Source organism: Rhizobium sp. TH135 (assembly GCF_002855515.1).
In the GTDB taxonomy this organism is placed as follows: Bacteria; Pseudomonadota; Alphaproteobacteria; order Rhizobiales; family Rhizobiaceae; genus Allorhizobium.
Map to the genome: position 1 here is coordinate 113,401 of NZ_PKRP01000009.1, position 21,885 is coordinate 135,285.

At 59.7% G+C, this 21,885-nt stretch carries 19 protein-coding genes and 1 pseudogene; 10 read left to right on the forward strand and 10 right to left on the reverse strand.

What is annotated here, in order from left to right; genetic code table 11:
- The first annotated feature begins 11 nt into the window (after positions 1-11).
- Positions 12-2,414, forward strand: coding sequence for a PIG-L family deacetylase (locus tag C0V73_RS22475; protein ID WP_102022244.1), 2,403 nt, complete (start codon positions 12-14; stop codon positions 2,412-2,414).
- 77 nt (positions 2,415-2,491) lie between these two features.
- Positions 2,492-3,298 carry a DMT family transporter gene (locus C0V73_RS22480; protein WP_102022292.1) on the forward strand — a complete coding sequence of 269 codons (807 nt, stop codon included), beginning with the start codon at positions 2,492-2,494 and terminating at the stop codon, positions 3,296-3,298.
- A 347-nt stretch (positions 3,299-3,645) separates the two neighbouring features.
- On the opposite strand, the pseudogene C0V73_RS22485 reads toward C0V73_RS22480, so the two are convergent.
- From C0V73_RS22485 to C0V73_RS22500, 4 genes and pseudogenes are all read right to left on the reverse strand, one after another.
- Positions 3,646-3,873: pseudogene (locus C0V73_RS22485) on the reverse strand (transposase); the annotation flags it as partial.
- Between the two features lie 463 nt (positions 3,874-4,336).
- Complete coding sequence (locus C0V73_RS22490; RefSeq protein ID WP_102022245.1) at positions 4,337-5,398, reverse strand: aldo/keto reductase; 1,062 nt, start codon at positions 5,396-5,398, stop codon at positions 4,337-4,339.
- A gap of 16 nt (positions 5,399-5,414) precedes the next feature.
- Positions 5,415-6,092 carry an aspartate/glutamate racemase family protein gene (locus tag C0V73_RS22495; protein WP_102022293.1) on the reverse strand — a complete coding sequence of 226 codons (678 nt, stop codon included), beginning with the start codon at positions 6,090-6,092 and terminating at the stop codon, positions 5,415-5,417.
- 14 nt (positions 6,093-6,106) lie between these two features.
- Positions 6,107-7,186: a LacI family DNA-binding transcriptional regulator gene (locus C0V73_RS22500; RefSeq protein WP_102022246.1), complete on the reverse strand. Its 1,080-nt coding sequence runs from the start codon at positions 7,184-7,186 to the stop codon at positions 6,107-6,109.
- Between the two features lie 185 nt (positions 7,187-7,371).
- Here C0V73_RS22500 and C0V73_RS22505 point away from each other — a divergent pair, with 185 nt between their 5' ends.
- The 7 genes from C0V73_RS22505 to C0V73_RS22535 all read left to right on the forward strand — a co-directional run bounded on the left by C0V73_RS22505 (position 7,372) and on the right by C0V73_RS22535 (position 15,411).
- Entirely contained in the window at positions 7,372-8,394 is a 1,023-nt protein-coding gene (locus C0V73_RS22505; RefSeq protein ID WP_102022247.1) for an ABC transporter permease, read from the forward strand.
- A 30-nt stretch (positions 8,395-8,424) separates the two neighbouring features.
- The gene (locus C0V73_RS22510) at positions 8,425-9,435 is read left to right on the forward strand and encodes a substrate-binding domain-containing protein (protein ID WP_102022248.1); all 1,011 of its coding nucleotides are present in this window, start codon (positions 8,425-8,427) and stop codon (positions 9,433-9,435) included.
- A 102-nt stretch (positions 9,436-9,537) separates the two neighbouring features.
- A complete protein-coding gene (locus C0V73_RS22515; RefSeq protein WP_102022249.1) occupies positions 9,538-11,082 on the forward strand; it encodes a sugar ABC transporter ATP-binding protein in 1,545 nt (514 codons plus the stop codon).
- On the forward strand, positions 11,079-12,104 hold the full coding sequence (locus C0V73_RS22520) for an ABC transporter permease (RefSeq protein ID WP_102022250.1): 1,026 nt from the start codon (positions 11,079-11,081) through the stop codon (positions 12,102-12,104). Before C0V73_RS22515 ends, C0V73_RS22520 begins: the two co-directional genes overlap by 4 nt.
- Before the next feature lie 14 nt (positions 12,105-12,118).
- Positions 12,119-13,120, forward strand: coding sequence for a dihydroxyacetone kinase subunit DhaK (locus tag C0V73_RS22525; protein WP_102022294.1), 1,002 nt, complete (start codon positions 12,119-12,121; stop codon positions 13,118-13,120).
- A gap of 4 nt (positions 13,121-13,124) precedes the next feature.
- Entirely contained in the window at positions 13,125-13,772 is a 648-nt protein-coding gene (locus C0V73_RS22530; RefSeq protein ID WP_102022251.1) for a dihydroxyacetone kinase subunit L, read from the forward strand.
- Between the two features lie 31 nt (positions 13,773-13,803).
- Positions 13,804-15,411, forward strand: coding sequence for an FGGY-family carbohydrate kinase (locus C0V73_RS22535; protein WP_102022252.1), 1,608 nt, complete (start codon positions 13,804-13,806; stop codon positions 15,409-15,411).
- A 244-nt stretch (positions 15,412-15,655) separates the two neighbouring features.
- Here C0V73_RS22535 and C0V73_RS22540 read toward each other — a convergent pair whose 3' ends face one another.
- The 6 genes from C0V73_RS22540 to C0V73_RS22565 all read right to left on the reverse strand — a co-directional run bounded on the left by C0V73_RS22540 (position 15,656) and on the right by C0V73_RS22565 (position 20,666).
- On the reverse strand, positions 15,656-16,534 hold the full coding sequence (locus tag C0V73_RS22540) for a MurR/RpiR family transcriptional regulator (protein ID WP_102022253.1): 879 nt from the start codon (positions 16,532-16,534) through the stop codon (positions 15,656-15,658).
- Positions 16,535-16,615: 81 nt separating this feature from the next.
- Positions 16,616-17,479: an MBL fold metallo-hydrolase gene (locus tag C0V73_RS22545; protein ID WP_102022254.1), complete on the reverse strand. Its 864-nt coding sequence runs from the start codon at positions 17,477-17,479 to the stop codon at positions 16,616-16,618.
- Positions 17,479-18,414 (reverse strand): phosphoglycerate dehydrogenase, encoded by a 936-nt coding sequence (locus tag C0V73_RS22550; RefSeq protein ID WP_245408075.1) that lies wholly within the window; start codon positions 18,412-18,414, stop codon positions 17,479-17,481. The genes C0V73_RS22545 and C0V73_RS22550 overlap by 1 nt, the downstream gene beginning before the upstream one ends.
- A gap of 3 nt (positions 18,415-18,417) precedes the next feature.
- A complete protein-coding gene (locus tag C0V73_RS22555; RefSeq protein ID WP_102022255.1) occupies positions 18,418-19,371 on the reverse strand; it encodes a shikimate dehydrogenase in 954 nt (317 codons plus the stop codon).
- Complete coding sequence (gene eda, locus C0V73_RS22560; protein WP_102022256.1) at positions 19,368-20,021, reverse strand: bifunctional 4-hydroxy-2-oxoglutarate aldolase/2-dehydro-3-deoxy-phosphogluconate aldolase; 654 nt, start codon at positions 20,019-20,021, stop codon at positions 19,368-19,370. The genes C0V73_RS22555 and eda overlap by 4 nt, the downstream gene beginning before the upstream one ends.
- A gap of 21 nt (positions 20,022-20,042) precedes the next feature.
- On the reverse strand, positions 20,043-20,666 hold the full coding sequence (locus tag C0V73_RS22565; RefSeq protein ID WP_172450277.1) for a glucose-6-phosphate isomerase: 624 nt from the start codon (positions 20,664-20,666) through the stop codon (positions 20,043-20,045).
- Positions 20,667-20,867: 201 nt separating this feature from the next.
- On the opposite strand from C0V73_RS22565, the gene C0V73_RS22570 reads away from it, so the two are divergent.
- A complete protein-coding gene (locus tag C0V73_RS22570) occupies positions 20,868-21,848 on the forward strand; it encodes a substrate-binding domain-containing protein (protein ID WP_102022257.1) in 981 nt (326 codons plus the stop codon).
- Positions 21,849-21,885: the final 37 nt, after the last annotated feature.

Consider the following 21,885-nt stretch of genomic DNA (forward strand, 5'->3'; position numbering starts at 1 on the left):
AGGAGACCCGCATGCTGACAGCCCGCGAACGCATCGAACGGCAGATGAACAATCCGTCGCTGGTCAGGCTGCATCGCAGGCTCAGCAGGCTGACCTCGACGGTGACGATGATGAACACCGGCGCGCATCCGGATGACGAACAGAGCGGCATGCTCGCCTGGCTGCGCCTCGGGCTTGGCCTGCGTGTCGTCATCGCCTGCTCGACCCGCGGCGAAGGCGGGCAGAATGCGCTCGGGCTGGAGCGCCTGGGTGCCCTCGGGGTCATGCGGTCGCGCGAGATGGAAGAGGCAGCCCGTGTGCTGGATGCCGATATCCACTGGCTGGGCCATGGCCCGGCGGATACTGTCCATGACTTTGGTTTTTCCAAAAATGGCGACCAGACCTTTGTCCGCTGGGGAGAGGACCGCGTCGTCGAACGTCTCGTGCGCGCCTATCGCCAGGAGAGGCCTGATATCGTCATCCCGACCTTCCTCGATGTTCCAGGTCAGCACGGCCATCACCGCGCCATGACCCGGGCTGCGGAAACGGCCCTGGCGCTGGCGGCGGACGCGACTGCCTTTCCTGAGCACTTCGACGAGGGACTGCAGCCGTGGACGGTTGCCAAATACTACCTGCCGGCCTGGTCCGGCGGCGGCGATACCTATGACGACGAGGTGCCGCCACCCGAGGCGACCGTCTCCGTCACCGCCATCGGTCGCGAGGCCGCAACTGGCGCGGAGTTCGACCGCATCGGCGAGTGGTCGCGCTACTTCCACGCTTCGCAGGGCATGGGCCACTGGCCGCGCCAGGTCGATACCGTCTGGCCGCTTCATCTGAAGATTGCGGCCGGAGGATCAAAGGCGGAGCGGTCGATCCTTGAAGGCTTGCCGGCCTCTCTTGCCGCTCTGGCGGATCTCCCCGGCCTCTCGGAAGACGTGGCGGCCGCGCTGCGCACGGCACATGATGCCATTGGTGCCGCAGTCACCACCTTTCCCGATCGCGTCGCCATCACCGCAAGTCTTCTGAAAGCTGCGCGGGCGCTTGATATCGTCGCCACATCAGCGCCAGATGCTTTCACCGCCCAACACGGCCACCGTGTCGAACGCAAGCGACGCGAGCTCGATGACGCGATCGTCGAGGCCGCGGCGCTTTTCGAGCGCGCCTATGCCGACCCCGCAGCGATTGCTCCCGGTTCGGCGGCGAAACTCATCGTCGAGCTGGGTGAGGGGGCAAAGCAGACCAGGGTCAAGGTCGAGCCTGTGTTGCCGTCTGGCGTGTCGGCTGCTCTCCAGGCGGAGGGTCCGGATGTCAGCTTCGCCTTGGCGGCCGATGCGGCGACGCCATTGTCGGAACAGTTTCTGCCGGGCTGGTCTGCGCTAGGCGGCAACGGCCATGGCCATATCAGGATCTCCACCGAGATTGATGGGCGGCCAGTCTCCGCGCCGTTTGATCTGGAGGAGCCCTTTTCGGTCTCTCCCGCGCAATCGCTGACGCTTTCGCCTGATGCGTTGCTGGTGCCGCTGGACAGCTCACGCAGTGCGTGGCCGGTGCAGGTCGAGATGACCGGTCCATCGGCCCTCCTTTCGTTCGATGCTCCTGACGGTTGGACGATGACCCCGGCCGATAGTGGCTGGGTCGCTTCGCCGGCTGGCGCGTTGCGTCCGGGCCTGGTCGAGGTGGAGCCAAGGCTTGGCGGTCGTCCGGCATTCCAGATCGCGCCGATCTCCTTCCGTCATATCGGCCGCACTGCGTTCCGTCAGCCATCTCTTCTGAGGATCCTGTCGCTGGACCTGATCCTGCCGGAAGGCGCTAACGTCGGTTATGTCGGCGGCGGTGCCGACCGTGTCGGTCTTTGGCTGTCGCGCATGGGTCTCAAGGTGACGGAGCTCGATGCGGCGGCGCTGGCGGGCGATCTGTCGCGATTTACCACTATCGTCGTCGGGATTTTTGCTTTTGGCATCCGCAAGGACCTGGCAGCGGCGACCGAACGCCTGCACCGCTTCGTCGAGGAGGGGGGGCATCTGCTTACGCTCTACCATCGCCCGACCGATGGATGGCGCCCCGGTGAAACGCCGGTTCGGCGTATCGAGATTGGCAGCCCCTCGCTACGCTGGCGCGTCACCGATCCCGATGCCGAAGTGACGGTTCTCTCACCCGGCCATCCCCTGCTATCCGGCCCAAACCGGATCGGCCCGGAGGACTGGAGCGGCTGGAACAAGGAGCGCGGACTTTACTTCGCCGCGCAGTGGGACGATGCCTATGAGCCGCTGCTTTCCATGCATGATGTCGACGAGCAGCCGCTGAAGGGAGCACTGATTTCCGCAGCGATCGGCAAGGGGCGCCACACCCATACCAGCCTCGTTCTGCACCACCAGATGGATAAGCTGGTCCCTGGCGCCTTCCGGCTGATGGCCAATCTCGTGCAGCCGGCGTGACTGGCCCTGCCCAACCGGACGCTGTGCTGGCGCGGGAAAGCGATCCCCGCGCCGCCATCGGCTGGCTGCTGCTGGACATGGCGCTCGTGTCAGGCGGGATGACGGCGCTTGTCAAGGCGCAAGGGGTGACCTATCCGCCCTTCCAGCTGGTGTTCATTCGGGCGATGATCGGCCTGGTTTTCATCCTTCCCCTGATCTGGCGCCACCGCCGGGAAATGCGCAATGTTCGCCATCCCTGGCGGAACATCGTCAGGATTTCCTGCAACGCGATTGCGCTGACCAGCAATTTCCTGGCGATTACCATATTGCCACTCGCGATGGTCAATGCCGTCGGTTTTTCCAGGCCCTTGGTGACAATGGCGCTTGCCGTGGTGATGCTGGGCGAAAGGGTGAGCCGTATGCGCTGGATCGGGGCATGCCTTGCCTTTGTCGGGGTGCTGGTCGTGATCGCGCCCGGCACCGCAAGCTTCGATGCCAAGGTGCTTGTCATTCTCCTGTCCGTGGTGTTCGGGGCCCTGGCCACCGTCCAGACCCGCGCGCTGAAAGACGAGAACCTCACCGTGATGATGGTGTTCTACACCGTGGGGCTGGTGGTCATCACTGCCGTTCCCGCCATCATGACCTGGCAGCCGGTCAGGCCGATCGACTGGCTGCCGCTGCTGGGGATCGGGCTTCTTGCCCAGCTGGGGCAATATTGTTTCCTGCGGGCCTACCGTCTTGCCGATGCCAGCGTATTGGCGCCGGTCGGCTACCTGTCCATCGTGGTGGTCACCGCCGTCGGCTATTTCGTGTTCGGCGAGGTGCCCGCGCTGCATGTGGTCGCCGGTGTTGTTATCATCCTCGCCGCCTTGCAGGGGGCGGCCCTCATCGAACACAGGCGATAGGCATCAACAGGCCGTGTCGCTATCAGCGATCACCGGCCTGCTGGAAAAGGAAGACGGTCGTTGCCAGCTCCAGCGTTGGCCACAGGATCAGCAATGGATCGTCGAAAATGAACATCCGATACTAGAACAGCTTTGCGCCCCAATCGGGAAGCGAGGGGTCTGCCTCCAGACCAATGAAGGCGAGCGAGGCATATGCGATGGCCGCGGCGCCGGACTGGTTGCCGATATAGCTTCTCAGTAGCGGCAAGGTATTGGGCAGCAGGTGTCGAAACAAACATGGTCGAGGGCGATACGCCGATCGCCTCGGCGGCCAGGATAAAGGGTTGCGCCAGCACCCGCTTCGACACATCGAGCATCGCGTCGGCCAGGAGGCGCTTCAGTCTGCCATTCTCATCTTCCACAGCCTTCAGCCGATTGGCCTCAGCTATTTCCATGCCGCCATACTTCGAACGCCACTTATAGAAGGTCGCGTCGCTGACGCCGTATTTGCGGCAGAGCTCAACAGCCGAGAGCCCGGCCTGACGCTCCTTCAAAATACCGATGATCTGCTCGTCGCTGAAACGGGAACGCTTCATTCTCTGTCTCCTCCTTCGGAGAACAGACTAACCTCAAACCGAGGACATTCCAGGGGAGCAGGTCAGTCCAAAGTCCTGGTAGGAGCCGCCACCGCAAGCCTGATTGCAGGCGAACGCCTGCACACGCATGAAATGATCGGGGGAGGTCTGGTCCTCGTGCCTGGCCTGCTGGAGGTTCTACCTCGTAAGCAAGGGAACGAAGAGGGTGACGTAAGCGAGTAGCGTCACCCTGTAATTTGGTGGAGTAAGCTATCGTCTGGGCTCACATGAATGTCTGATACTTTGGCTCGTGGAGCAGGAGCTCACTGTCTGCTGTCGACCCCAAATCTTCAATTCCAAATCACCATGAGACGCGAAGCGAATTTCATTCGATTACCTTGAGCGCTATTCGGACTGTGGTCTCCGCTGCCCTCCAGGTGTCGGGTTCCATTGGCAGCTTTCCTTGTGACGTGCGTGCGGAAATTTACACCATCCCGAGATCGTCGAACGAGGCGTGCAGCGCCCGGTCCGCGGGCGACAGGCGGTCTGCTGCGAAATTGTGCTGATGCCAGTATGGGTAGATGTAGGGCGGGCGGCTCACCAGATTGAGCCGGGACAGCTCGGCTTCGGAAAGCTTGAGACTGGTGGCCGCGATATTGTCGCGGAACTGGTTTTCGTTAAGGCCGCCAACCACGAGTGTCGAAATCGCCGGCCGCGACAGCGTCCAGGCGAGGCTGACCTGGGCGACAGATACACCTCTTTCCGTCGCGATTTCCTCGAGCACGTCGACGATCGTCCACAGTCGTTCTGCATCGCGAATGGGCGGTTCGCTCCAACCTTGCGCCTGTCGCGACTGTTCCGGAGCCTTGTTGCGTCCGAAGGCGCCCGAGAGAAGACCGGCGGCGAGAGGGCTCCAGACCATCACGCCAAGCCCCTGGTCTACCGATAGCGGGATCAGCTCGTAGTCCGCCTCCCGCGCTTCGAGTGTGTAATGGATCTGCTGGGTCACAAAACGCGGCAAGCTCTTGCTCTCCGAGATCTGCAGAGCCTTCATGATATGCCAGCCGGAATAGTTCGAGCAGCCAATGTAGCGGATCTTGCCTTGTTGCTGCAGCGTAGCCAGCGCCTCCAGCGTTTCATCGAGAGGCGTCAGGCCGTCCCATTCATGCATGAAATAGATGTCGATGTGGTCACGCTTCAGTCGCTTGAGCGACCGTTCGCATTCGCGAATGACATGGTAGCGAGACGCGCCATCGTCGTTGGGCCCGTCGCCGATCTTCATGCGTGCCTTGGACGAAATCAGGACGTCATTGCGCTTGGTTCCCAGTGCTTCGCCCAGGATTTCTTCCGACCGCCCGAGGGAATACATGTTTGCCGTATCAAAGAGATTGACCCCGAGGTCGATGCAACCATCGATCAGGCGGCGCGCCTCCTCGACCCCCTGGTTGGCAACCTTGGCAAATCCACCAACACCGCCAAATGAAAACGTGCCCATGGATATTGCGGATACCTTGAGACCCGAACGGCCCAGAGTTCTGTATTCCATTTCATTCTCCTCGAAATCAGTCGCTCGACATGCGCGAAAGGCGAAGCAATCCGGCGATATGGTCCATGCCGAGCTCGGGGCTTGTCAGGTAAGGTCGATGTTGTGGGCTGGAATGAAGGGCGCGCGCCATCGATGCCTGGGCGAGGACGACGAGTTCGACGTCGCTCGACAGCGCCTCGTAGGCGTCGCGGACCAACGCGTCATGGCCTTCGCGATCGCCGTTTCTCAGGCGAGCGAATGCATCGGAACAGAGCCTCGGTACGAATTTGCACCGGCGGTTCAATCTCTCCGCCGTCTGTTGAAGCAGGCGCGTGGTTGGGTCGAGCGTTGTTGGCAATGTGGCGAGGACGCCAATTGTCGATGCTTGAGAAACTGCCTTTTCCGCCATGCCTCTATCGATCCGATAAAGTGGCGTCACGGTCTTTGCGGCCAGCGCATCGACAGCCTCACCGAGCGTCGAACAGGTGACAATAATGGCGCTGCTCCCGCCATTTTTTGCGTCATCGACATGCTTTGCGAGCCGATCGGCAACGTCTTCGCCCACGTGGCCCCTCTCAATCGTCTGCAAGAGCAGGCTCTCATCCGAGATTGAAGAGAGTTGCCAGTCTGGCAGCCGTTCTGACGCAAGCGAACTGAAGAACGATTCCAGCGCGGGCACGGTATGGATGAAAGTTAGTTTCCGTACCTGTGCCATCGGCCGGTCCGCCTTCATTCTGCGGGCTGTTGGAGCTTTTGTGCTCGGTTCTTGCTGCGCTGAACAAGCTTTTCATGGCTTCCGCGCAGCACGAGATCCGCTCCGACCTGGATCTTCACGGACGGCTGGGGCTCGGCCGAGTTGATTAGGTCATCCAGGATGGTCACGGCCAGGTAGCCGATCTTTCGTTTGGAAACCTCGATCGTCGTCAGCCCCGGATCCATCGTTGCGCTCTGGGGCAGGTTGTCGAATCCGATGATCGAGACATCATCAGGGATTTTCAGGCCGTGTTCTCGCAGTGCGCGGATGAAGCCATAGGCGATGATGTCATTGGTACAGAAATAACATTCAGCCAGATCCAGTCCGTCTGCCAGCAACTGCCGGGTATCGCTGTAAGCGCCGTCATAGGTCGATTCCACCGAGAGAACGTCGGTCTCGTCAACGGTCAGGCCCAGCCGTGCCATGTTCTTGAAAAAGGCATCGCGGCGAAGCTTGAAATTTGTCGTTTCGACGTGCGAGGCAACAAAGCCTATCCGCCGGAAGCCCTGCTGGTGAAAGCGCGACAGCACCTTGAAGACCGCATCCTCATTGTTCATGTCGACGAAATTGGCGTCGATGACATCGAAGAACGTATCGATGAATACCGTGGGATAGCCCAGTCCCTGGATCAGTCTGATGTCGGCTTCTGTCAGCTCGGTTCCGAGGGCAACAACACCCGAGATTGGTGATCCTGCAAGCGATTCTGCGACTGAACTGATCGGCTGTCCTTCGAAGCTTACCACTTCGAGCGTGTAGTTGCGCCGGGTGGCCTCGGCGGACATGCCATCAATGTAGTCCGAGATAAACACGCTGTGGTCGCGGTTTACGGTGTGGCCATGTTTGGCGATCTTCAAGAACCGGAGGGTTTCGCCCGGTTCGGCGGTCGATTTGCTTGTCCTCGGCACGTAGTTGAGGCTGGCCACCGCTTCGAGCACTTTGGCGCGCGTGACACCCGAAATGTCACCTTTCCCGTTCAGCACCAGCGATACGGTTGCAGCAGAGACACCCGCGGCCTCCGCTATGTCTCGGATCGTGAGATTCTTGCCGTTCTTCATCGCTGTCCCGAATGCTGCATCTGCGAGATAATTTACTAAACAAGGTGACTGTTAAGCGCGATGTTTACGGGAATTGCGATAGGTTCGCAACGAGAATTGCGCTCAAAATAGGGCTTGCCACAGGGTTTCCGCTTTGTTAGCGTTTAGTGAAGTCGTGAAACGTTCACTAAACATGGGAGGAGACCATGCGGGGAACCGGCGGCCAATTCGTGATGCTCGTCATCATGAACGCCCTGCTGCTTGTTGCTGGAGTGCTGATCTCCGGCGGCTCCTTTCTGTCACTGTTCAATCTGCAATCCATGGCAGGTCAGGTCCCCGAAATCGGGCTTCTGGCGATCGGCGTGATGCTGGCCATGTGTGCCGGTAATGGCGGGATCGACCTGTCGGGTATTGCGCTCGCCAATCTGTCCGGTGTTGTTTCTGCGGTCTTGATGGTCGCCTTGCTTGGCCCATCTGCCGATCCGACCAGCTTCAGCATCGGATTTATGGTTGGTTGTCTCGCTGTCGGTTTTGCTGGCGGACTTTTCAACGGCATACTGATCGCGCGCTTCAACATTACGCCGATCCTGTGCACGCTCGGCACGCAGATGGCCTTCATGGGTCTTGCCGTTGTCATCTCTCAAGGTCGCGCCGTGACCGTCGGCAGTCCTGCACTTCTGTGGAGCCTCGGCAATGACATGCTTTTCGGAGTGCCGATCAGCTTCGTCATCTTCATTGTTGTCGCAACAGCAATCGGAGCCGTGCTGAAATACACACCCTATGGTCTCTGGTTGATGCTGATGGGCACCAATCCGAAGGCTGCCACCTTTGCCGGCTTCCCCAAAAGTGCTGTCATTCTGGCAACCTATGCCCTGTCAGGGACCCTGTCTGGGCTGGCCGGCATCATCATTGCGGCCCGCAACGTCAACGTGAAATTCGACTATGGCAGCTCCTATCTTCTGATTGCGATCCTGATCGTTGTGATGGCGGGCGTTCGTCCCGAGGGTGGGTATGGCCGAGTCGTCTGCGTCGTACTGAGCGCCGTTGCGCTTCAGCTCATGTCGAGCCTTTTGAATTTTGGCGGTCTTTCCAATTTTGTCCGCGACTTTGCCTGGGGAGCCCTGCTTCTCACCTTCCTCGCGGTCGGCCGTTACGACGTGATCGGCTTCTTCGCACCGATGCGTCGCTCTGAAGATCCTTCGGCGTCGGTCCCTCAATCGCCGAAGTAACAAATCGAGGGAAAACTTGTGGAGGAAAGCATGAACTCGTTTACCAGGAAAATGATGGTCGGAACCGCAATTGCGGCGGTCGCGCTGGGAGGCTCGGTCGGTGCGCTTGTGGCTCAGGAGAAGCCCGTCATCGCAACTGTGGTCAAGATCAGCGGTATCCCGTGGTTCGACCGCATGAACACCGGTGTCGTCGCCTTCCAGGAGGCGAATGCCGACGTGGTCGCCAGCCAGAGTGGTCCCGCAACGGCCGACTCCGCCCAGCAGCTCCAGATCGTCAACGATCTCGTTGCCAAGGGTGTCAACGCCTTGGCTGTCGTGCCGATGGACCCGGCCGTGCTTGAAGGTACGCTTCAGCGTGCGATGGAACGCGGTATCGTGGTGGTCACCCATGAAGCCGACAACCAGATGAACACCAATGCCAATGTCGAAGCCTTCGACAACGCCGACTACGGCGCAGCCCTCAACGAACGTCTCGCCGAATGCATGGGCAAGGAAGGCAAGTGGACGACCTTTGTCGGTTCGCTCGGTAGCCGCACGCATATGCAGTGGGTCGGTGCCGGCGAGGAAAATGCCAAGAAATACGCTGGCATGCAGCTCGTTGATGCAAACAACGAATCCTTCGACGACGCCAATGCCACCTACGAAAAGGCCAAGGAAATCTTGCGCAAGCACCCTGACATCAAGGGTTTCCAGACCTCTGCGGGCAATGACGTGCTGGGCGTCGGTCGCGCGATCGACGAGGCTGGCCTGAGCGGCAAGATTTGCCTGGTTGGTACAGGTCTTCCCAATCCGTCTGCCGATCTTCTCGAATCCGGCGCCATTACCGCAATCGGTTTCTGGGATCCGCAGAAGGCGGGCATGGCGATGAACACCATCGCTAAGCTCCTGCTTGAAAAGAAGGAGTTGACGGACGGCATGGATCTCGGCGTGCCCGGCTATGAAAAGGTCAGTGTGAAGCAGGGCGCCGGCAAGGGTCTGCTCGTCGTCGGCAATGGCATGGTTCTCGCCGACAAGGCTACCTACAAGGATTTCCTCTTCTGATCCTCCAACTCAGCAGCCGTGACCGGGAGACAGTCTCCCGGTCACACGACCGCAGCAGAGACGAGGCTGCGGACAAAATGAGGGTCGTGCTCCGTGGTCGCAATGCAAAACAGTATCGGGCAGCCGAAAGAGTTGCTCAAACTAGAGAACATCCAGAAGTGGTTCGGAGGCGTGCATGCCTTGCGGGGCATCAACCTGACGCTTGAGCGCGGACAGGTCTATCACCTGCTCGGTGAAAACGGCTGTGGCAAGAGCACGGTCATCAAGATCATGTCCGGCGCTCATCCCCCGTCGGCGGGTGAGATCATTCTCGAGGGCAAGCCTTTCCAAGCGCTGACGCCGATCCAATCCCTCTCCGCCGGTATCGAGACGGTCTACCAGGACTTGTCTTTGCTGCCGAATATGACGGTTGCCGAAAATGTTGCGCTTACCGAGCAGCTTGTCTCGGCCGCGGGACGGCTCGCGCGCCTGTTCAGCAGGAGCAAACTCAATGAAACTGCCGCGCGAGCACTTAAAGCCGTCGGGCTGCCGTCTGACCGCGCCTTCATGCAGGAGATCGTCGAGGATCTTCCCTTGGCAGCTCGGCAGCTCGTGGCGATCGCTCGTGCCATTGCAACGCGCGCCAAGCTCGTGATCATGGATGAACCAACGACGTCGCTGACACGGCGCGAAGTCGACAATCTGATCGATGTGGTCGAGCGGCTGCGTGCCGAAGGCGTCACCGTGCTTTTCGTGACCCACAAGCTCGAAGAATGCTACCGCATCGGGGGCAACGCGATCGTCTTTCGCGACGGTCAATGTGTCGCCCAGGGCCCGATTGCTGAGTACACCAAGGACGATCTGTCCGAATTGATGACTGGACGTGCGATCACGGCCACCCGCTATCGTGAGGGACGTCCCGCAGGCGATGTCTTCTTTGACATCAAAGACCTGAGGACGGAGAATGTTGAGGGAGTGTCGCTCGCTCTCCATGCCGGCGAGATCCTCGGGATCACAGGTCTTGCCGATTCCGGCCGCAACGAGCTTGCCATGGCGCTTGCTGGTGTCATGCTGGTCACCGGCGGGACAATGACGATCGATGGCAAGACGGCCCGCCTGTCGTCACCCTCCGACGCCATTCGCTATGGGATCGGCTATGTGCCGGAAGATCGTCTGGCTGAGGGGCTGTTCCTCGACAAGTCGATCCTCGAGAACGAGATTGCCCTAGTCGTCAAGGATCTCACCAATGCGATCGGCGTAATCGACAGCGACAAGGGCAGAAAACTGGCCGATGAGCTGTCGGTACAGATGCGCCTCAACACCAAGAATATCGATCTTCCGGTCAGCTCGCTTTCAGGCGGAAACCAGCAGCGTGTCCTGATCGGACGCTGGCTTAGCATTCGTCCCAGACTGCTTATTCTTCATGGGCCGACCGTCGGAGTCGATGTGGGTTCGAAGGATACGATCTACCGGGTCATCCAGTCGCTCTCGGCATCGGGCATGGGCCTCATCGTCGTGAGTGACGACCTGCCAGAGCTTCTGCAGAACGCCGATCGGATTCTCGTGATGAACGGTGGCCGGATCGTTTCCGAGTTTGATGCGGGCGCGGCATCCGAAGACGACTTGTACCGGGCTATGCTTGGTAGTGCGAAGGTGGCAGACCAATGAATACGACTAAAGCGGATGTATCGCTGTCTTCCTCCCGTCGCGGGGGCATCGGATCCCTGATCCGGCGGCGACCTGAAACCATCACGTTTGCACTCCTGGTCACCATTTGCGTGGCCGTTTCGATCGCAAATCCCGCCTTCCTTCAGCCCTCGACGCTGATTGATATCGGCCGTTCCAGTGTGGTGATGGGGCTCTTTGCGCTCGGTGTCTTCGTCATCCTCGCGGCTGGTGGCATCGACGTTTCGTTCACCGCCATTGCCGCCTTCACCATGTATTCGGTGACCCTCTTGGTGCAGACCTATCTGCCAGGGACGCCGATGATCCTGATCATCTTGATGTCGATGCTGGGCGGTGTGGCGCTTGGCGTGGTCAACGGCCTCCTCGTTCACCACCTTCGGGTGCCGTCCTTGATTGTGACGATCGGCACCCAGTATCTGTTCCGCGGATTTCTCCTGTCTTTCATCGGCACCGTCTGGATCATGTCGTTGCCGCCGCAGATGGGTGCATTCGGCCGCATGCCGCTTTTGCAGTTCGAAACGGCAAATGGTGCGACAGTCACCTTGCCCTTCTACTTCCTCGTTCTGCCGGCAGCAGCGATCCTCACCTGGTGGATCCTCAACCGAACACTGATGGGCCGTGCAATCTTCGCCGTCGGCGGCAATGCGAGTATCGCCGAGCGGCTGGGCTATAGCCTGCGTACCGTGCACCTCTTCCTGTTCGGTTATGCCGGAGCCTTGGCCGGCCTCGCTGGCATCATCCATGTCTGCGCCAACCGACAGGCCAATCCCTTCGATCTCGTGGGAACCGAAATCAATGTGATTGCCGCCGTTGTTCTGGGGGGCGCCCGCATTACCGGCGGGACCGGAACGGTTCTTGGCACCATCCTCGGCGTTCTCCTGATCGTCGTCATCAACAGCGTGCTTGTCCTCGTCGGGATTCCCAGCACCTGGCAGCGGCTTGTGGTTGGCAGTTTCATCCTGCTTGCAGCTGCCTTCTTCGTCACGCGCCAGCGCAAAAAGTAACAGTGGAGGATACAGTGAAGAAGTTTCTCAACGACCCGGTCGACTTCGTCGACGAGATGCTGGAAGGCATTTACGCCGCCCATCCGATGGTAACCTATGCAAATGACGACCTGCGTTGCCTCGTGACTGCCAAACCGAAGGCCGGCAAAGTCGGACTGACCACTGGCGGTGGGTCCGGTCATCTTCCGACGTTCCTCGGTTTCGTCGGTGACGGTATGCTGGATGGCGCGGCGGTGGGGGGTGTCTTCCAGTCTCCAAGCGCCGAGCAGATGTATCAGGTGACCAAAGCCGTCGATCAGGGGGCAGGGGTCCTCTACATCTACGGCAACTATTCTGGCGACATCATCAATTTCGATATGGCAGCGGAGCTTGCGGACCTCGATGGGATTGCCGTCAAGCAAGTCGTCGGTAACGACGACGTCGCCTCCTCTATCGTCGGAGAAGAACACAAGCGCCGTGGTGTTGCAGGCATCTTCTTTATCTACAAGGCGGCAGGTGCTGCTGCCGCAGAGGGGCTTTCGCTGGATGACGTGGCGCGTGTCGCCGACAAGGCCCGTTCAAGGACCCGGACCATGGGGGTCGCGCTATCGAGCTGCGTGGTGCCGGAGATCGGCCATACCACCTTCTCGATCGGCGAGGACGAGATGGAAATCGGCATGGGCATCCATGGCGAACCTGGCATCAGCCGTAAGAAACTGGCCGCTGCCGACGCGGTCGTCGACGAGATGATGGAACGCATCTTCAAGGAGACGAGCTACGCGGCAGGGGAAGAGGTGGCCGTTTTGATCAACGGTCTGGGCGGTACGCCGCTTGAGGAGCTGTACATTCTCTTCCGTCGTGTCAAACAGCTCCTTGATGCCCGAAGCGTCAAGGCAAAGCATGTTTGGATCGGTGAATTCGCAACCTCGATGGAAATGGCGGGTGCCTCCATCTCGATCTTGCATCTGGATGCCGAACTCGACCGCATGATGGCCGCTCCAGCCAACACACCCTTCTTCAAGCATGTCACGGGGTAACGCCATGAGCCTTGCAAAACTGGACGCGGGCCACCTGATCGCGCTGTTTCAAAGCTGGCAGCAACTCTTTGCCGAGCAGCGCGAATTTCTGATCGCCCTCGACGGCAAGGTCGGCGACAGCGATCTCGGGATCACGATGGCCAAGTCATTTGCCGCAGCCGCCCAAGCGGTGGCCGCTGATGGCCCGGATGCAGGACTGTCTAAACTTCTGCGCACCGCTGGTGCCACGATGGCGCGGACTGCGCCCTCGACCATGGGAACGCTCACGGCGACGGGCTTTCTGAGAGCGAGCAAGGCTGTGGAGGGACGGGATGCCCTGGACACGGCTGCTCTTGCTCAGTTCTGGCGGGCCTATACCGATGGTATTGCGGAGCGAGGCAAGGCCAAGGTCGGCGACAAGACCCTGCTTGATGTGCTTGATCCGCTCACCAGGGCCCTTGAGGCAGCGGCTGAAAAGGGTGACAGTGTTCCAGTTGCACTGGCTTCGGCTGCCAAGGCTGCAGAAGACGCGCTGGAGGCGACGAAGTCGATGGTGGCACAGCACGGAAAGGCTGCGGCTTTTCAGGAAAAGACCGTGGGCTTGCAGGATGCTGGCGCCACAGTCGGGTTCTTCCTGATCAGGCGCATGGCAGAATTTGCCTCCAGCCACTGACATGGCGCTACCATCAGCAGGATTGTCCATCATGACCAAGGGCTACGTCATCGGCGTCGATGTCGGAACGGGCAGCGCGCGTGCTGGCCTCTTCGACCTTGAGGGACGCATGCTGTCTGTCGTGAAACGCGATATCACGCTTTACCGCGAGGCAGGCTCGATCGTCGAGCAGTCGAGCACCGAGATCTGGAATGCCGTCTGTGCGATCATTCGCGAGGCGGTGCAGGCAGCCGGCGTGTCGCCGGATCAGGTCATCGGGCTCGGCTTTGATGCGACCTGCTCGCTTGTAGTCCTGGGCGAGGGCGGCAAACCGCTCGCTGTAGGCCCCTCGGAAGAGGCAAAGCGTGACATCATCGTCTGGATGGACCACCGCGCCGTGGCCCAGGCCGAGCGTATCAATGCCATGGGGCATGATGTGTTGCGCTATGTTGGTGGCCGCATCTCGCCCGAGATGGAGACGCCGAAGATCCTGTGGTTGAAGGAAAACCGCCCGGCGACCTTCGCGGGCGCCTGGCAGTTTTTCGATCTCGCCGACTTTCTGACCTGGAAATCGACCGGCGATCTGTCACGCTCGACCTGCACGGTGACCTGCAAATGGACCTATCTCGCCCATGAGGCACGGTGGGATCAGAGCTATTTCGAGCAGATCGGCCTCTCGGAACTGGCGCAAGAAGGCTTTGCCCGCATCGGCACCGACATTGTCGAGCCCGGTAGCCGATTGGGGCAAGGGCTGACCGCAGAGGCGGCCGAAGCCATGGGGCTCAAACCCGGCACGGCGGTCGCCGCGGGCATGATCGATGCCCATGCGGGTGGCATCGGGACGGTCGGCATCGGCGGCAAGCCGGCCGAGAACCTGGCTTACGTCTTCGGGACCTCCTCCTGCACCATGACGTCGACGGCCGAGCCAGTTTTCGTGCCAGGCGTCTGGGGGCCATATTATTCGGCCATGGTACCTGGCATGTGGTTGAACGAGGGTGGCCAGAGTGCCGCTGGCGCGGCGATAGATCAGCTTCTCTCCTTCCATCCCGCTGCCGCCGAGGCGACCGCCCGGGCACTGGCCGAGGGGAAGTCTTTGCCCGCTTTCATGGCCGAACAGGCAGCATTGAAGGTCTCCAATTCTTCCGAGGCCGTCGAGCTTGCAGAAGAGCTGCATGTCGTACCGGAATTCCTCGGCAATCGAGCGCCCTTTGCCGACCCGCATGCGCGAGCGGTGATCGCCGGCCTCGGCATGGAGCGTGATTTCGACAACCTGATCGCGCTCTACGTTGCCGGCCTGTGTGGCATCGGTTACGGCTTGCGGCAGATCATTGAGACACAGGCAAAGGCGGGTGCTTCCGTCGAACGGGTGGTGATCAGCGGTGGTGCGGGTGCAAGCGCTCTGGTGCGCCAGATCCTCGCCGATGCCTGCGGCAAGCCGGTTGTGGCACCGGCTGCCGAAGAGCCAATCCTGCTCGGTTCGGCGATCCTTGGTAGCGTCGCTGCCGGCGCCTTCCCGGATGTTCGAGATGCCATGGGAGCCATCTCTAAGACTGCCGCGGTCTACCCGCCGGTTGGCCAGGACATGAAAGCACTCCACGAACGTCGTTACCGAGTTTTTCTCAACCTTCAGGATGTTTCGAGAGCGATGCGGAACTTTTGATCCTTCATACCTTAATGTCGAGCAGATTCTGACGTTTTGCTCGAAAGGAGCACATCGCCTTTATACAGTTGGGATGTATCGTTTTGGCGGCTACAGCTCTACGCACAGGTTGCTGGTTCGAATCCGTTCAAGGCGAGAATGTCCCAGCATCCGCAGCGGCGAATCAGCTCAATTCCCTAACTTGGTTCTGTTAGCTAAACGAATTATCGGTCGTTGTTGGTACGAGCACGATGCAGTGGACCGCTTAAAGCGGCTGCATGCGGCGCATGTCACTCAGCTGCCGTTTCATCTGGTGGATGCGGGCCTGGTCGTTGGCCGGGCGGCGCATTGCAACGCTGGTGGAGAGAATATCGATGACCACAAGCGCTGCGATGCGCGAGATCGTTGGCGTGTACATGTTTGTGTTCTCCAGCGTCTCGACTATCAATGTCACATCACAGTAGCTGACAAGCGGCGAGTCGGAACCGGTGAGACCTATCACGACAGCGTCGTTTTCACGGGCGATCCGGGCAATTTCTATGATGGATCGAGTCGTTCCTGTATTGGAGATCACGAAAGCCACATCGCCCGGCTTCATCATGGATGCCACCATCAGCTGCTGGTGGCTGTCGAGTTCTGCGACACAGGGTACCCCGAACAGGGGAAACTTCTGCTGTGCATCGCGGGCAACAATCCCGGAAGCGCCGAACCCAAAAAAGACGATAGACCGCGCTTCAGCGAGAACATCGATCGCTTTCCGCAGCGCCGCCTTATCGAGGCGCGAACGCGCCCAGTCGAGGCTTGTCATCGTATAGTCAAAGATCTTCTCCGCCACGATCTCGGGTTCGTCGGTATCAAGCAAGACGGAGTGAGTGGCTGGCGTGCCGAAGGCGAGGCTTTGCGCAAGCCGGATCTTAAAGTCCTGGAAGCCGCTGCAGCCGATCGCGGTTGCAAAGCGCAGCACCGTAGGCTGGCTGACCTCCGCCAGTGCCGCCGTCTCGCCGACGGTCGCGTTCATGATTCTGCGGGGGTCGTCGAGGACTACGTCCGCCACCTTACGGTCTGACTTGCGCAGTTCGGGCCGCATCGTACGGATGATCTCGATGATATTGCCGCCCGAATTTCCGCGGAGATCCGTATCCATGTCCTTGCCTTCCTGCCCGCGTCTCACATCGCATCGCGGCATGCGATCAGCTCGATCTACTCTCTATAGCAAGCGGCTTCTTCACGGAAGCGCCGCGCAATAGGCTACGCCTGTCGAGGCCCTGATGAGGTGAATTTCACTGCAAGACGCAGCTTTGGCGTCTATGGTCTGCGGGTCCTCCGTGTTGAAATCAAAGAGCCCGTAATGGTGCGCTACCATGCTTCGAGCACCAATCTGCCGGGCGAGCGTCACCGCTTCCTCTAACGAGAAATTGCCAGGCACTCCGTTTTCGGAGAGTTCCGGTTGGCGGCCATTGACTGGCAGCATTGCAATGTCGGGGGAAAATGATGCTGCTTCTGCGATGAGGCCGGGAAAGGGAACACAGTCACCCGAATGCCAGATCGCAGTGTTACCCGCATACAGAACATAGCCCAAATATAGGTGATTCCCATGTAGATCGGTATCGAGTGTCTCATGGGCCGCACGCGTCGGATTGATTTTAACTCCCGACACGACTTCGATGCTTTCGCCAGCATTAATCCCGATAATGTCGTTCGTCGACCGCCCGGAGCGGTCTGCCGCTTGTGTAACCACGGCCCGCGGGACCACGAGTTTAGACTGTGGATTGGACGCAAGAAGTGGCTTTAGCGTGCCCGGATCCATGTGATCCGTGTGTGCATGTGTGCATAGAACGGCGTCTACTGCCCGGATACTTTCGGGTGCGACCGGCGCAGGCATCATCCGCAGATGCGGCCTTGCCGTGCCTCGATATTTTTCGGCGAGACTGTCGGAGAGATAGGGGTCGATGACAACCCGCCGGCCAGCGAGGTCAATGACAAAGCCGGCTTGGCCCAGCCAGTAGATCGCTAGGTCCGTCGTCGGCGGATCACTGAGTACCTCTGAGAGAGCTCGATTAAGAGGATGCGTCGCAAGCGGGCCGGCCATCAATGCACCGGCTTTAGCGCTGATAGGAGATTAAGGGCAGCAATTCGCGTGGCGCGGTCTACGCTTTCGGCGGTGAAGCCGCCGATATGGCTTGTTGCAATGACCCGCGGATGGGCAGCCAGAGCAAGTGATGTCGGCGGCTCCTGGTCGAATACGTCGGTCGCATAGGCTGTTACGTGCCCAACATCCAGAGCTTCGATCAACGCGTCCTCGTCCAACAGGCGGGCGCGGGCGGTGTTAATCAGGATTTGGCCTGGCCGCGCCTCATTGATCCGCGCGCGGTCGATCAGGATCGATCCGTCGCGCGGCAAGGGGCAGTGCAAAGTGACAATGTCGCAGACGCGGACAATTTCGTCGATTTCGGCGTACCGAAATGCGTTCGACGGCAGATCAAGGTTAGGACGTGCCGGATCGAAGGCTATCACATCGGCGCCGAGAGCAATCACTATTCGCGCCACCTCACGACCGATCGCGCCGCAACCGATAACGCCGACCTTGCGTCCCCGAATCTCGGCTCCACGCAGTCGGGGCCAGCCGCCGGTCTTGATCCCGGCGTCGACGCGAGGGATCGACCTGAGCGCGCTGAACATGAGCCCGATTGTCAGTTCTGCGACGCCAAGAGCATTGGCCCCCTCCGCAATACGTATTTCGACTCCACGCTGTCGCAGCATATCGACAGGAAGATTGTCTACGCCGACCCCATTACGGCTAATGACCTTCAATTGGCCTGCTGCTTCAACAATGCGCGGCGTGATAGGTTCTACGCCGGCAAGCCAACCGACGCAGTCCGGTACCAGACGCAACAATTCGTCCTCCGTTGGCATCGCGCCTGCGGAGGAATAGACGATATCAAAACCTTCCTGCCGCAGCCGCTCCACTTCGGGATGCGGCTCGGCGGTCAGGGAGCGGGGGGTGACGAGGATACGTTGAATCATGGTCTATCTCCCGGCCGCTTCCATCGCGATTTCGGAGATCCTATCGAAAAGGGGGCCAGAAGCAGGTATCGCAATGTCGAACACCTCGGCGATCACCTGTGTCCAGCCGTGCAGGAAATAGGTCCAGCCGTCCTCGACCTGCAGAGCCATCGCATCCTTCTGGCGTCGCGCCTGATCCAAATATACGAGGTCGCCGCGGTAGTTGAGGTCCCAGACCACTGAGTTCCGGGGGAACCGCGCATCATCCGAAAGCGGTGAACCGGGTGCATCTTTCCCAAGCCCGGTGGCGTTGATGACGAGCGAGCCCGGCTTCAGAGTTTTCAGAACCGCATCATTGTCCTGCGGAGTGGGGGCGAGGACGTATTCCACGGGAACGTTGCTTTCCACTTGCTGATGGATGCGACGGATCTCGTCCAGGCGATGCTGGCTGCGGTTCGACACGACAATCCGGCCGGGCACATCCCCTCCACGGCTGACACGCATCAGATGCCAGGTGATGGCGATCGTGGAGCCGCCTGCGCCCATGGAAAATAGATCTGCGCCCGATGCGGAGAAGTGGCCGGGGCTTAGAAACCCATCTATGGCAAGGCCCGAGGAAATGGGATCCTTGGCGTGGCAAACAAGCTTGCCGTTTCGTTTGGAGATGCAACTCGTCTCGTCCATCAGCGCCGCATGCGGATCGACAAAGTCGAAAAGATCATGGCACGCATGGAAGAGGTCGATCTTATGGGTGGTCACGAGAGCGCCCATGGAGAGCGGATCATCACGGATGAACTCGACAGCCTCGCGATAGGCTTCGCGATCGTCGTGTAGCTTGAAGTCGATACCCTGGATCTGCGCATCCTTCAGGCCCAAGAATTCTGCCCAGGCAGGAAACACCTTCATGATTGAGCTTTTGCCCGTCGTAACTCCGATAAAATAGAGGGTCGGGCGAGTGGCTGCTTGATATCGGCTCACGTGCGGGCCTCCAGAGACTGGCGGGCTGCCTTAACGGCGGCAGCAGCATTGCGAGTAATCTCGTCGAAGCGGCCCTCGCGGATGTCCTCAGTCTTGGCGATCCAGGTGCCTCCAACAGCAATGACCGCCTTCAGGGCAAGCCATTCGCCGATGGTGGCTTCAGTGACACCCCCGGTTGGAACGAAACGGACACCAAGATGAGCAAACGGCGCGGAAATGCCGGCAAGTGCTTTGGGTCCACCGGCAATCCCTGCCGGGAAGAATTTGGCAAGACGCACACCGCGGGCTGCGGCGAGCGTCAAATCACTGGGAGTCATGACCCCTGGACAAAACGGAATGCCTGCGGTCCGGGCGGCCTCCACAATTTCCGGGTCGTAACCCGGCGCGAGACCGAAACGGGCACCCGAGGCAATGGCGCGATCAAGATTATCGAGATCCAGGATAGTACCCGCGCCGATGCAGAGTTCAGGGCGCGTGTCACGGATTGTTGCAAGCACATCAGCGGCGGCTGGAGTGCGGAACGTGATCTCGGCAACTGGAAGTCCGCCCTCCAGGAGCGCATCGGCAAGCGGCACGGCATCCTCGGCGCGCTCTATCGCGATGACCGGCACGACGCCGAGGTCGGCAATGATTTCGATAGGATTCGTCACTGGCTTATCCTCTGTTTCCGTTCACGCTGTTTTGCGCATGATCATGTCGACGGTGGCGGCCGTGCGCGCCCTGTAAGCCGGGTTCTCGACCAGCTCCCATCCGCCGCCAGCACCTGCCATCACCCGGTGCCTCATGCCGTTGGAATTCTCGATGATGCCGTAGTCCTGGCCGCTGTCGGCGGGATAAGCGAAGACCATGACAAGGTCTTCGTCACCGATGTTGATCGACCGATGGATCCAATACGGGGGGACATAGCAGATAGTCTGCGGCCCGATCTCGACGATGCGAGTCTCACCTTCTGGAGATTCCAGTTGCATCAGGCCACGCCCATGTTGGCCGTAGTAGATTTCCGGCCGGTCTGCGCGGGCATGAATATGGCCGCGGGTGAGGAAGAATTCAGAGCCCACGCGACCCGGGTTCATACGGGTCACGCCATAGATCAGATCGCCGGGTTCAGAGCCGGGCCGGAACTCTTCAACGTCATAGACGACAGTGTCACCGGAGCTTTCCAAAAGGGCAGCATGTGCGGCGTGATCGGCGTAAAGCCCGCTTAAGTCACTGAGGCGCTTCTCGTAACGGCCTGTGTTTCCGCTCATTCCGCCAGCCTTGGGATCGACTATGTTCGATACCGGTTCTCTCAGCATGCCTGCTTCCTCCGTTTGGTAGTAAAAGTACATAAATCGGACAAAGGATGTTCGCAAGAGAAAAAAGCAAGTCTCCTATGGCGAAAATTCTGCAAAAACGCCCAAAAAATATATTGACGGAAAAAATTTGCGTAATTACGCTACATTCAAGCCAGACAGACAGTGGCTTGCGTTGAAGCGCTCTCGTGGAGGAGAAAACACATGAACAGCCTGAAAAAGACCGCCTTTAAGCTCGCCCTTGGCGCAGCCGTTTCGCTAACCGCCGTGTCAGCAGCCAATGCCGCCGATTGCAAAATCGGCATTTCCATGAAAACGCTTGATGCGCCCTACTTTGCTGCCCAGGAAGTGTCTGCAAAGAAGCGTGCCGAGGAGCTTGGCTGCGAGGTTATCTCTGTCGATGCGCAGAACGATCTCAACAAGCAGGTGGCCGACGTGGAGGATATGGTGGCCCAGGGCATCGGCGCACTCATTATCAATCCACGTGACAGCAAAGGTCTGGTCCCGGCGGTCAATGCGGCTTCCGCCGCAGGCGTCAAGGTCTTCGTAATTGACTCGACGCTCGACCCTCAGGCCAATTTTGTGACCCTCGTGCAGTCATCCAATTCTCAGAATGGTCTCCTGGTCGGTCAGTGGCTTGCTGACCAAACCAAAGGCAAGGATCTCAAGATTGCGCTCCTTTCGGGCGACAAGGGCAATGAAGTGGGTCAAGAGCGCCGTCTGGGTGTTCTCGCGGGTCTCCTCGAAGGCCAACTTCGAAACGAAGGCCGTGCACGCTTTGAAGTGGTCGGCCAAGGCTGGGGCGGCTGGGGCAACGAAGGCGGCCTGACTGCAATGGAAGACCTCCTGACGGCCAACCCCGATATCAACGTCGTCCTTGGCGAAAATGATTCCATGGTGCTCGGCGCTCAAAGGGCGATGGAGCAGGCCAACCGCACAGACGATGTTATCTTCCTGGCTGCCGCAGATGGCCAGAAAGAAGCACTGGAGCAGATCCAGGCGGGCAAGTACGGCGCCACCGGCCTGAATGACCCGGCGCTTGTTGCCTCAACGGCGGTCGACCTTGCCAAGAAGGCGCTTGATGGCGAGCTGGAGGGTGACATCTCCAAAATCACCTACACGACACCGGTCGCAATCACCAAGGATAACGTCGATCAGTACTACAATAAGGACGCGGTATTCTAAGACACGTTCCTCCCGGTCCGGTCGGCGCAGATGCGTC